Origin of the sequence: Moorena sp. SIO3H5 (genome assembly GCF_010692395.1) — a bacterium.
Classification (GTDB): Bacteria; Cyanobacteriota; Cyanobacteriia; order Cyanobacteriales; family Coleofasciculaceae; genus Moorena.
Window position 1 is genome coordinate 1 of sequence record NZ_JAAHHS010000226.1, and the last position, 12,477, is coordinate 12,477.

At 41.8% G+C, this 12,477-nt stretch carries 10 protein-coding genes and 1 pseudogene; all 11 read left to right on the plus strand.

What is annotated here, in order from left to right:
• A pseudogene (locus F6K52_RS22090) lies at positions 1 to 78 on the plus strand (30S ribosomal protein S7); the annotation flags it as partial.
• Positions 79 to 217: 139 nt separating this feature from the next.
• On the plus strand, positions 218 to 2,293 hold the full coding sequence (gene fusA, locus F6K52_RS22095; protein WP_293082688.1) for an elongation factor G: 2,076 nt from the start codon (positions 218 to 220) through the stop codon (positions 2,291 to 2,293).
• 23 nt (positions 2,294 to 2,316) lie between these two features.
• Positions 2,317 to 3,546 (plus strand): elongation factor Tu, encoded by a 1,230-nt coding sequence (tuf, locus tag F6K52_RS22100; protein ID WP_293082691.1) that lies wholly within the window; start codon positions 2,317 to 2,319, stop codon positions 3,544 to 3,546.
• Between the two features lie 107 nt (positions 3,547 to 3,653).
• On the plus strand, positions 3,654 to 3,962 hold the full coding sequence (rpsJ, locus tag F6K52_RS22105; protein ID WP_198954346.1) for a 30S ribosomal protein S10: 309 nt from the start codon (positions 3,654 to 3,656) through the stop codon (positions 3,960 to 3,962).
• Positions 3,963 to 4,031: 69 nt separating this feature from the next.
• Entirely contained in the window at positions 4,032 to 4,259 is a 228-nt protein-coding gene (locus F6K52_RS22110) for a hypothetical protein (RefSeq protein WP_293082694.1), read from the plus strand.
• The gene (locus tag F6K52_RS22115; RefSeq protein ID WP_293082696.1) at positions 4,246 to 4,398 is read left to right on the plus strand and encodes a hypothetical protein; all 153 of its coding nucleotides are present in this window, start codon (positions 4,246 to 4,248) and stop codon (positions 4,396 to 4,398) included. The genes F6K52_RS22110 and F6K52_RS22115 overlap by 14 nt, the downstream gene beginning before the upstream one ends.
• A gap of 771 nt (positions 4,399 to 5,169) precedes the next feature.
• Complete coding sequence (locus tag F6K52_RS22120; protein ID WP_293082699.1) at positions 5,170 to 7,626, plus strand: 3'-5' exonuclease; 2,457 nt, start codon at positions 5,170 to 5,172, stop codon at positions 7,624 to 7,626.
• The gene (locus F6K52_RS22125; protein WP_293082703.1) at positions 7,623 to 10,685 is read left to right on the plus strand and encodes an RNA-directed DNA polymerase; all 3,063 of its coding nucleotides are present in this window, start codon (positions 7,623 to 7,625) and stop codon (positions 10,683 to 10,685) included. The genes F6K52_RS22120 and F6K52_RS22125 overlap by 4 nt, the downstream gene beginning before the upstream one ends.
• A gap of 532 nt (positions 10,686 to 11,217) precedes the next feature.
• A complete protein-coding gene (locus tag F6K52_RS22130) occupies positions 11,218 to 11,460 on the plus strand; it encodes a hypothetical protein (protein ID WP_293082707.1) in 243 nt (80 codons plus the stop codon).
• Complete coding sequence (locus F6K52_RS22135) at positions 11,460 to 11,864, plus strand: type II toxin-antitoxin system VapC family toxin (RefSeq protein WP_293082710.1); 405 nt, start codon at positions 11,460 to 11,462, stop codon at positions 11,862 to 11,864. Before F6K52_RS22130 ends, F6K52_RS22135 begins: the two co-directional genes overlap by 1 nt.
• 375 nt (positions 11,865 to 12,239) lie before the next feature.
• The coding region (locus F6K52_RS22140) for an SCO5389 family protein (RefSeq protein WP_293082713.1) at positions 12,240 to 12,477 on the plus strand (238 nt) is incomplete at its 3' end.

The following is a 12,477-nucleotide window of genomic DNA, read 5'->3' on the forward strand; positions in this document are numbered from 1 at the left end:
TGAAATGCTATGCGCAAGCGTGAAGAAACCCATAGAATGGCAGAGGCAAATAAAGCTTTTGCCCACTATCGGTACTAATGACCCTAAAAGCCCACAACAAAACGTTGTAGCCCTCTGACAATGTCCACAAATGCCTAAAAAACTTAAAAAAAGTATAAAATTGTAAATAGATAGCTACCTGGTGAGGAAATGGTGGCACCAGACAAAGGAGGTAACCGTGGCACGCACCATCCCGCTTGAGAAAACACGCAATATCGGAATTGCAGCTCATATTGATGCGGGCAAAACAACAACAACCGAACGAATCCTGTTTTATTCCGGAATTGTTCACAAAATTGGTGAAGTCCATGAAGGTACAGCTGTAACTGATTGGATGGATCAAGAGCGGGAGCGGGGAATCACGATCACTGCTGCTGCGATTAGCACCAACTGGCGAGAGCATCGGATTAATATTATCGATACTCCCGGTCACGTTGACTTCACCATTGAAGTGGAACGCTCCATGCGGGTATTGGATGGTGTGATTGCTGTGTTTTGCTCTGTAGGTGGTGTCCAGCCTCAGTCTGAAACCGTCTGGCGGCAAGCAGACCGCTATCAGGTACCTCGAATTGCGTTTGTTAATAAAATGGACCGGACAGGAGCAAACTTCTTCAAGGTCTACGAGCAAGTTCGTGACCGATTGCGCTCCAATGCTGTTCCCATCCAAATCCCGATTGGTAGTGAAAGTGAATTTAGAGGCATTGTTGACTTGGTGAGGATGCGAGCCAAGATATACGCCAATGACTTGGGAACTGACATCGAAGATACAGAAATTCCTGAAGAGGTCAAAGAGCAAGCCGAAGAATACCGTGCCAAACTAGTGGAATCGGTGGCAGAAACTGATGAGGCGTTAATTGAGAAGTACCTTGAAGGAGAGGAAATCACGGAAGACGAAATTCGTGAAGCCCTGCGCAAAGGAACCATTGAGGGCAGAATCGTTCCTATGTTGTGTGGCTCTGCTTTCAAGAACAAAGGGGTTCAGCTGCTGTTGGATGGGGTTATTGATTACCTACCAGCTCCGATTGATGTTCCGCCAATTCAAGGCACTATGCCTAAGGGTGAAACCGTCGAGCGGGTGGCTGATGACGAAGCTCCTATGTCAGCTCTGGCATTCAAGATTATGGCAGACCCCTATGGTCGCCTAACTTTCCTGCGGGTATACTCTGGGGTACTCAAGAAGGGGAGCTATATCCTCAATTCCACTAAGGGTAAGAAGGAACGGATATCTCGCTTAATTGTCTTGAAAGCTGATGACCGCATTGAAGTAGAAGAGTTGCGGGCTGGAGACTTGGGTGCTGCCGTTGGTTTAAAGCATACTATCACTGGGGATACTATTTGTGACGAACAGTCTCCCATTATTTTGGAATCCCTCTTTATTCCAGAACCAGTGATATCGGTGGCAGTAGAGCCAAAAACAAAGCAGGATATGGAGAAGCTATCCAAAGCTCTCCAAGCCCTATCTGAAGAAGACCCTACCTTCCGGGTCAGCATTGACCCAGAAACCAACCAAACCGTGATTGCGGGCATGGGTGAGCTGCACTTGGAAATCCTGGTAGACCGGATGCTGCGAGAGTTTAAGGTAGAAGCGAATGTGGGCGCTCCCCAGGTAGCCTATCGAGAGACCATTCGTAAATCAGTCCAGGCAGAAGGTAAATTTATCCGTCAAAGTGGCGGTAAAGGTCAGTACGGTCACGTTATTGTTGAATTGGAACCAGGAGATACTGGTAGTGGTTTTGAATTCGTCTCCAAGATCGTAGGTGGTTCTGTACCGAGAGAGTACATCTCTCCTGCTGAACAGGGGATGAAGGAAGCCTGTGAATCGGGAATTCTAGCAGGGTATCCAGTGATCGACGTGAAAGTTACCCTAGTAGATGGGTCTTATCACGACGTAGACTCTTCAGAAATGGCATTTAAGATTGCTGGTTCTATGGCCATGCGGAATGCTGTGATGAAGGCTGCGCCAGTACTCCTAGAGCCTATGATGAAAGTTGAGGTGGAAGTGCCGGAAGACTTCCTTGGGGATGTCATGGGTGACCTCAACTCCCGCCGTGGCCAGATTGAAGGTATGGGTTCTGAAGACGGCATTGCCAAAGTAACTGCTAAAGTTCCATTAGCAGAGATGTTTGGTTATGCTACGGATATCCGGTCTAAGACCCAAGGTCGGGGTATTTTCTCTATGGAGTTTAAAACCTATGATGAAGTACCTCGCAATGTGGCAGAAGCCATCATTGCTAAGAATCAAGGGAACGCATAACAAAAAAAAGGAACATGTAATTCATGGCACGCGAAAAGTTTGAAAGGAATAAACCCCACGTTAACATTGGCACTATTGGTCACGTAGACCACGGCAAGACTACCCTAACTGCTGCGATTACTATGACATTGGCGGCTCAAGGGAAGGCAAAAGCGAGGAACTACGAGGAAATTGATGCAGCTCCTGAGGAAAAAGCACGGGGGATTACCATCAATACTGCTCATGTGGAGTACGAAACCGAAAATCGCCACTATGCCCACGTAGATTGCCCAGGCCACGCTGACTATGTGAAAAACATGATCACGGGTGCGGCGCAAATGGATGGGGCAATTCTGGTGGTTTCTGCCGCTGACGGTGCCATGCCACAAACTAAAGAACATATCCTCCTAGCTCGGCAGGTGGGAGTTCCTAACATCGTGGTTTTCTTAAATAAGAAAGACCAAGTAGATGATGAAGAACTCCTAGAGCTAGTAGAACTCGAAATTCGGGAACTGTTGAGCGAATACGACTTTGACGGGGACAATATCCCGATTGTGGCTGGGTCAGCTTTAATGGCTGTAAACGCCCTGACCGAGAATCCAAGCATTGGCAAAGGTGACAATGAGTGGACTGATGTGGTGCTATCACTGATGGAGAATGTAGACTCATACATTCCCACACCAGAGCGGGATGTGGATAAGCCATTCCTGATGGCAGTGGAAGATGTCTTCTCCATCACTGGTCGGGGAACTGTTGCCACCGGTCGAATCGAGCGGGGTAAAGTTAAAGTTGGTGAGACGGTAGAAATCATCGGGATTAAAGACACCAGTAGCACTACCGTAACTGGTGTGGAAATGTTCCAGAAGACCCTAGACGAAGGGATGGCTGGAGACAATGTTGGACTATTGCTAAGGGGTGTCCAAAAAGAGAACATTGAGCGGGGTATGGTACTTGCCAAGCCCGGTTCAATCACCCCTCACACCAAGTTTGAATCTGAGGTATATGTCCTGAAGAAAGAAGAAGGTGGACGTCATACTCCCTTCTTCTCCGGCTATCGCCCTCAGTTCTATGTACGAACCACTGATGTGACTGGCACTATTGATGCCTTTACTGCTGACGATGGCTCTACAGCTGAGATGGTGATGCCAGGCGATCGCATCAAAATGACAGTGAGCCTGATCAACGCCATTGCGATTGAACAAGGAATGCGCTTTGCTATCCGTGAAGGTGGTCGCACCATCGGCTCAGGTGTGGTCAGTAAGATTCTCGAATAGCAGTACTCTAATATAGAGTAGGAGCAGGGAAGCTCTAGCTTCTCTGCTCTTTATTCATGTTTATTTTAGCTAAGAAAAGAACCTAGAAAATTAAAAAAATGGCAACTATTCAACAGCAGAAAATTCGGATTCGACTAAAAGCCTTTGATAGACGCTTGCTGGACACGTCCTGTGAGAAGATTGTAGATACAGCAAACCGGACAAATGCTACAGCTATTGGCCCGATTCCCTTACCCACTCGACGTCGTATTTACTGTGTTTTGCGATCGCCTCACGTTGATAAAGATTCTCGGGAACACTTTGAAACGCGCACCCACCAACGGATTATTGATATTTATCAGCCTTCTTCAAAGACTATTGATGCTCTGATGAAATTGGATTTGCCTGCTGGAGTTGATATTGAAGTTAAACTTTAAGTATTTAAAGTCCCGGTAATCATTGATAAGTCCAGATAATCATTGATAAAAGAATATGCTTGATCGCCTTTGGTTGTCAGTCAACCAGGGCGGCATCAGCCACCAGTGGTTTTTGATGATGGCGAGAACAAAAACCCTGGCGACGGACACCACTGCATTAAGGCACCAGTTCTTGCAGACCAGGAGATTCTGTATGAAGTCCGCAGCGGCACCTTGATAGATGCTATCCGCTACAGCTGTGGAACTAATCATATTATCAACAGGGCGTTGCTAATGTCTTTGAATGAATATTCGTAGAGTGGGCATCCTGCCCGCCCGAAAATATATTGAAACTGGCAAGATGCCAGTTCCACGCAAGATGCCAGTTCCACGCAAGATGCCCATTCTACGGCAAGATGCCTATTCCACCTCACTGTTAAAATCATTCCATTATTAAGCAACGCCATAAACAGCGCCCTAGTCTACACCGGAGCAATGCACAAGTACACAAATGCTGTTCACCACTGCAGATTGGTAATCTTTGACGGAAAATTTGTATAAATTTTCCGAAATCATACAGTTGTCAATTGTATCTTTATGAAGTATGCCTCATAAATTTCATAAAGAGTGCGATCAAAAGAATCTTGATTTTAGCAGCCAATCCCACAGATATAGCGCTACGCACAAGTCAGAAAGGTTCGAAGTCAGAAGTCAAAAGTAAGCTATGACTAAGTTTCGGAGTTTAGGAGCGATGCAGCGCGGTCTTGGGGAGGCAGCGCGGTCTTGGGGGTTCCCCCCATGAGCGACTGCCGTGGTTTCCCCCATGAGCGACTGCATCAAGACAATGTCCGAAGTTTAATGCGTAGTGCTATACATCCCAAGACTTTGTATTCTTCTCTGTAAGTAGAAATACTGAAGCATTCGATACGACTGTTAGTGCATTACCTGAAGTTTTGGCAGGTGCCGGTGCCACCAAAGCACATACCTGTCTATCCCTCATTCATCCCGTAATTGGGTGCATCTCATATTTTAAAAGGTGCGCTTGACCCATTAAGAATTAAATTCGCCACGGGTCGCACCTAAATGTAACGAATGTGGTGATGCAGTAATCAATCAGGCTGATTAGTTATTTTTAAAGTATAAACAAATTTGCCTTTCTGGTTAACCATTTCACTACTGACGCAACACCAAAGAATTAACTACAATGAAAATTTAGTTACACCTCTTCATGTTCAGCAACGAGCTTAACGGAGAACAAAATGCGATCGCTAGCCACGTAGAAGGCGCAATTTTGGTACTTGCTCCGGTTGGTACAGGCAAAACTCGTGTTTTAGCAGAGCGGGTTTTATGTGCAATTAATCAGGGTATCTCTCCTCAACGAATTCTATGCCTGACCTTTACCAATCGAGCTGCCAAGGAAATGAGCGGGCGGTTATCTCAGTATTGTCCAGAACAACTACAACACCTAACAATTAAGACTTTTCATGGTTTGTGTGCCTCCATACTACGGATGGAAGCTCGTCAGATTGGATTGCCAACAGATTTCGTGATTTATGACGATAATGATTGTCTCGAATTGGTTAAGGAAGTTTTCCATGTATTGAAAGATAGAGATGCCCAGCAGTTGTTTTCTAGCTTAGTTAAGTGCAAAATTCAGGCTGAAAACTATCAATTATCTCTAGATAATCTGGTTGAAAATCTATATGCCCCATTAGGGAATAACTACGCTCAAGGTGCTGCTCAGTATCAAACTATCCTTCAAAAGCGTCATGCCTTAGACTTTGCGGATCTGATATTTTATGTTCGTCTCATGGTACACCATGAACCAGAGATTAGCCAACGTTGGGCAGATAAGTTTGATTTTGTTCAAGTTGACGAAGTTCAAGACACCCATCTGTCAGAGTATGGTATTGTCAAGCACTTGGCTGCCAACAGTGGTAATTTAGGGATGATTGGAGATTTAGATCAAACTATTTATGAATGGCGAGGCTCTGAACCAGAGAAGGTAATTAAACAATTTTATCATGATTTTAATCCTACAAGCTATTCTTTAAGCAAGAACTATCGAGCAACAAAAGTCCTGCTGAATGCTGCTTCTGGATTTGCCGATTCCTTTGAAAATCGACAAACAAACATTACACCAGCGCCTGAGTGTAAAGATGGTGAGTTGATTCAAGTCCATTTAGCAAATAATGAGTGGAAAGAAGCCGAGTGGATTGGTGAACAAATCCAGCAACTAGCAAGTAAGCAAAAGGATTTTTTTTATAGTCGAGTAGCAGTTCTTGCTCGTAACAAGAAACGCACAGAGATTATCAGTCAGACATTGGAACCCATGGGTATTCCTTGTATTACAGTTGAGCGATTCCAATTTTTCATGCGACAAGAAGTCAAAGATGCTCTTGCTTACCTACGTCTGATTATAAATCCTTTTGATGCAGGGGCAATGCGTCGGATGTTGCTACGTCCAAGTCGTGGAATCGGTGATGGGACCATTAAAGCTGTTATTGAAGAAGGCAAAAATTGTGGCTTTAGTTTAACTGACATGGTATCAAGCCGCACATTTACAGATGGAGATCCTTTTAGTGAACTTTTAAGCGCCTATTCATCTGGAGTGGTAACAGTTTTTGACGTGGAAACAACAGGGTTTTCAGTGAGTCAAGATGAAGTGGTGGAAATTGCAGCAATTCGTCTAGTTGATGGGAAACCACAAGCTAGATTTCACGCTTACATTACTAATACCGTTAGCGTTGGTGACTCGGAAAGAATACACGGACATAGCGATCGCTTCTTGGCAGAAAATGGTAGAAATGCTAAGGATGTATTTGGTGAATTCTTCAAGTTTGTCGGGGATTCTCTGCTAGTTGGACACAACGTGGGCTTTGATATTAAGATGGTGGCAGCTCAAGCTCAAAAAGCTGGTGTTAGTTATCCAAAAAAGCTGCAATGGGAGGACACCCTAGAACTAGCGAATCGTTTCATTGAATCTGAACGCTACAGTTTGGAAGTTTTGGCAGAGCATCTCAATCTTACCCACCTACCTAGCCATAAGGCAATGGATGATGTGGAAACCACGATTGATTTGTTGGCGCTACTCATACCTTTGGTGGAACGAAGAGCGGATTATCGTCAAGCTTTAGTGTACCGTTATGGTGAGGTATTTGAAGGACTTGCTGAACAGGTAGAGCACTGGCGCGATGTCAGCCAATCATTAAGACCTTCAGATTTGCTGGATAAATTATTGGTAGAATCTGGACTATACAATTATTATAAATCTCAAAAGAAACGCCTGCAAAATATCCACCATCTTTTACGGTTTTTCCAATCACAAGACGATCTAAATTTGCACCCTGACACAGCTTTACGTAGCATTCTTGAATTTACCGCTCTTGCTAAAAACTTAGATCGAGTTTCTCAAGACAATAATCAAGTTCCAATTATCACAGTTCATCAATCCAAAGGTTTAGAGTTTGACAGTATTTTCATAGCCGGTGCTGTTCAAAATGAATTCCCTAATTATTTTAGTGTTCGCGATAATAATCTTGAAGAAGAAAGGCGGTTGTTTTATGTGGCTATGACTAGGGCAAAACAGCGGTTATTTATATCAGCTTATTCCCAAGATGCCAGCGGTTTTTTCAAAAAAATTAGTAACTTTATTAATCAAATACCAAAGGAGTGCATTCAGTGACTGAACAACCACCTACATATCGCCGTTTTCATCCTATTGTTGCCGATGCTTACACTGCTGTACATGAGTGGCTCGAAGTCACCGTTAAAGATGCTCATGGCTACAAAGCTGTAGGCTACAAGAACTTAAAAAATAAACTTCACAAAACTGATTGGAAACATATTGCTTTCCAATATTATGCTTTATTTCATAAACATTATTTCAAAGCAGCACATACCTTAGAGTCCATTATTGGAACAGAACAAATTATAACTTGGCTAAGACATACACAAAAAGTCTGTGTCTTAGATGTGGGTTGTGGTGCTGGTGCTGGTTCCGCAGCATTTTTAGAAACAGTGATTAAACTAAAGGAGAAAGGCGATCTTACCAATGAAGTAAATATCCTTTTCATTGGAATCGATCCAAGCTTCCGGGCTATTGGTCTTTATATTAAGATGATGGAAAATCTACAATCATCTTGTTCTGATCTAGTCAACATAGAATTTAAACAGATAGATAAGGGTTTTCCTAGTGCTACAAGTAACATAGAAGAATATCTACAGAGTGAACTATTATTATCTCAACTACCATCTTTGTCTAATGTCTTAGTAATGCAGCTAAATGTTATTTCTCCCTTCAGTCAAATCTACAGAACTCATCAAGAAGATTATGATGAACTAAGGTCTTTAGGTATTGATATTGACGGCTCATCTACAGAGGATAACTTAGGTCTTGGAACTTCTGAAGCTCTAGCTTACAAACACTTGATAGAAACTGTGCCAATTGATGTGATGCACCTTGTCACTGTTGGAACTAAAAATATGGAATACCAAGTGCAATTGGAAACAAATAGTGAAGTAACTTTGGAGGAAAGAATTAAGGAAATGATTAGAACCCTACATCAAATTGTAGGTAATCGACATACTATTGATGAAATTAGTTCAGATAATCATATTGTTTATTTTGAAAATCCACAAAACTGCTATTGTAGAGATAAAAAAAAAGAAAAAGTAAATAATGGAACTAATTTTTATGCTGATTTTCAGAGAATATCGAGTGCAAATACAGCAGAAGATAAAGATTGGAATAAAGTTATCAGTCTTGATAATCTCAACTTAGCCTGGGCCAGGGCACGTCACAATCTATTATCGGAGTCTTTATATGATGAGACTGAATTGCGTCTTTTTGAAACTAATTTAGATTCAAATATTGCCAAATTACAAGAACAATTATGTGCTTATGCTAGTGATGTTGCATTAGTAGATCAAACCATCTCTTATAAATTTCCTAAGAATGTGGAAAAGACTCGTCCAAGAGGACTGTCACGAATTGAAGAAGAAATTTTATCCGTCGCCATTATTCAGAAATTAGGCAGTCGAGCATCCAGATTAAATTCAGTAAGCTATGCATACAGGATTCAAGATACTTCTAATGAATATTTATATACTTCTTGGTATGATAATTATCGTAATTACATCCAAGGAGTAAAAGATAGTGTAAATAGAAACATTAAGGGTCTAGTTTTAAGAATTGATATTGAATCCTACTACACCCGAATTATTCAAAAAAAACTGTGTGATGAACTTGCTAAAGAGTTGAGAGTTACAAGTAAACGTTTACGATGGTTGATAAAAGTTTTGCTATCCAATAAACTTGATAACCATACAGTTGGCCGAGGTATAACTCAAGGAAATGTTGGATCGGGTTTTTACTCAAATATTTACTTAACTCCTATTGATGAAAAATTTGGTTCTAGGCCTTATGATAATGAATGGAATGCTGAGTTTCATCGCTTTGTTGATGATATGGTTATTGTTATTCCAAATCCAAGCGATCTTGAAGATGTAAAAACTATTGTCCAAGAAAATCTTAAAGATCTAGGTTTAAATCTCAATCAAGGTAAAACAGAAATATTTGATGAAAATAGTATTCCTGAATTATTAGAGCAAATTCAAGAAGATGATTACCTCAATAATCTACACAACTGGTATAAATGTATTGTTAATCCACTTTGGATTTCAAATTCTGATCATCGTGATATACTTGTAGACGCTTATTATGATAATGATGATTTGTGGTGGTATTGCATCGAACTATACCAAAGTTGCTTAAAGTCTATCAATATCTATGTTTCAAATATAGATCTGAGTCGTAATATCTATAAATATCTTTTCAACCCAACACGTCGAGACAAGGATTTATTAAATAGTAAACAGCCTTTAAATCAAGAGGGAGAACTAAAATATGTTAAACCACCAAATAAACATAATAACGGCTTGATTATTCAATGGTATAATCAATTTATTAGTGCTAACACTGATTGGCTTGATAGTCGAAATGATTTGCAGAGAGAATTATCTGAACTCTTCTGTAAAAATTGGAACGAACTACGTGCTTCTGATGATAATTCTGGTAGATCACGTAAGCTCATCAAGTATATTCGATTTGCGTTAACCAAACTTTCTGTTTTAGGTTTTAGAGATGTAATTAAATCTCTGATTGAAATTTTACTTACACATTATTGGATTATTCGCAATCCCATCAATGTGCTGGAGAATCTAGCCAAGCAAGGCTATCTAGCTGAAATCAGAAGCTTACTGACACATTATCAAAACCTTGAAGAGCCTGTTGAGTATCTTAAAGCAGTTACAATCAGAGCAATGCGCTTCTTCCCAAAGATCTATGCTCAAGAATGGGAATTGATTGTTAAATTTGCTACTAGTTTAGATAGTTCAGTTAGTATTGCCGAAAAGTTGATGGCAACTGAAACATGGTTATATCTAGGACACAAATATAATGACTTTAAACAAAACCATCATATTGAAGCAGTAAAGATTGCTCTTAGATCTAAACCACCAGAAAGATTACAGAAAAACTATCTATTGATTTTGGGACAGTTTGAACCTAAAGCTGTAGAAGAGTTCCAGGTTAATAGAAATGACCCCATGCTCGTTACTGCCAGAAATCTTGCTCTTGAAGGTAATCGATCTGACATATTTGATTTACCAGAGCCTAAAATCATTCGAAAAAAGTACTACAGTGGACAAGCACCAAATGATAGTGATCAAGAAGCCTATTAAGGAACTGTAGCCTAGACAGGTAGAGAAAACTAGCAAAAGTCATACTCTATCATCGGTTTAGCATCTTCTCCTTGTACCCTATCTCTGGCAAACATGGGTAGAAACTTCAGCTTTCTGGGCAAACTCTAACCCCCTAGGCAAACACTAAGCTAAAATAGCAGGTAAACCCTTGTCAATCATCCCAGCACAGGTACTTTGATACTCGTACTCCACGATAGTCGTACTCCACTAGCGGCAAGATTACCTAGTTTGTGTCACTATCATAGATAACATAAGTAGGATTAGCTGATCTGTGGTGCGCTTCTGCCACCGAAGCTACATTAAAAATGCCTTTGAGGGAAGCATTTAGAATCTGACTACTCCGTTTACGAAGCATTATCGATCCGTCTGGTTACAGAGCAGCATTAATTTGCGTATATGTAAGGTTAGGAACTTTTTTCATAGAACTAACTTTCCGACAATAATGCCTTATAGAGCGCAAGCTTCTCAACTTCAATAAAAATTCAAAACTTTAATACCAAGAATCTGACCTATGCAAATTACCATCGACCTACCTCCAGATCTCGAACAAGACCTCATCCGCCAAGCGGTTCAATTAAATGTCCCAATCCAAACCCTCGTTCTGCAAGGGTTACGCCAGCTAATCCAAACGGCACCTAGCTCTATTCCCCAGTGGTCGGATCTCGTCTTGTCTTATGAAGGAATTCCTGATTTCCCGGCTTTCGAGTCCTATCGTGATCAACTTCTGCCACCTCGTGAACCGGAATTATTCTGATGCGATATCTTCTCGATACTTGTGTCATTAGCGACTTTATTAAAGGTGAAGTTGGGACTCAAGTCAGACTCAAGGAAACGCCACCTAGGGACATTGCTGTTTCTGTTATTACGGTCATGGAGTTACGCTATGGCTTGGCACTCAATCCTCAACAAGCTCAGAAAGTTGAACCGATCATCGCCAGCTTTCTTGCTTCTGTGAGGATTCTTCCTTTCAACACCACCGAAGCTCAACAAGCGGCTCAGATCCGTGCCATCCTCAAATCTCAAGGACAGCCGATCGGTGCTTACGATGTTTTGATAGCGGCTACTGCGCTTCAGTATAATCTTCTTATGGTTACTGCAAACCAGCGGGAATTTGATCGAGTGCCTGGTTTACAGACCGAAAACTGGCGGCACCTATAAACATGCTGGAGTGGAAGGGGGGGAGTTTTTGATCGAGTTTCAGTGAGATATTCCCCAAGCACTGGAGAGTTTGCCTGCATTGCAAGTCAGTTGACTGGCGCGTCATCTTTTTGGTACTAGGATGCTGTGCGATCGCTTTTAGCGGAAGCTTCGCTTCATCGCGTAGCGTCGCATTCTCCCAACACTGACCAAGCCCATTGGCATAGCATAGTACGTCTCTAACCGCCTGCATTGTAATATTTCTTTACTAAAAATGATTATTATTAACAATAAAAATAATCATTATCACCATATACTGTTCCCTGGGAGGTTCAGCCAACTAAGTGTGAACCTCTGATAACTATTTTGTTCATTAGGGATATTCAGGAAAAGCCTATGTCACTTAACATTACTCCAGAGCTGTTGAAGCAGGCACAGGAGGGTGAGGTTAATCAAGAAGCTTTTATTGACAGCATTAGGCAATCGTTACCTTATGCCTTTGGAATTGTGGAAGACCTGGCCAAGCGCTTGGCACAGGGTGAAGCGGAATGGGTAGAGCATTCGGTACCACCACCAACTGAGCAAGATCGAGCCCAGCTATTGCGGATGATAGGTGGGGATTCGATTCGTGGTA

Coding starts and splice junctions, on each gene's coding strand:
- tuf (WP_293082691.1), top strand. CDS start 2,317: ATGGCACGCGAAAAGTTTGAAAGGAATAAACCCCACGTTAACATTGGC.
- F6K52_RS22115 (WP_293082696.1), top strand. CDS start 4,246: ATGAATATTCGTAGAGTGGGCATCCTGCCCGCCCGAAAATATATTGAA.
- F6K52_RS22120 (WP_293082699.1), top strand. CDS start 5,170: ATGTTCAGCAACGAGCTTAACGGAGAACAAAATGCGATCGCTAGCCAC.
- F6K52_RS22130 (WP_293082707.1), top strand. CDS start 11,218: ATGCAAATTACCATCGACCTACCTCCAGATCTCGAACAAGACCTCATC.
- F6K52_RS22135 (WP_293082710.1), top strand. CDS start 11,460: ATGCGATATCTTCTCGATACTTGTGTCATTAGCGACTTTATTAAAGGT.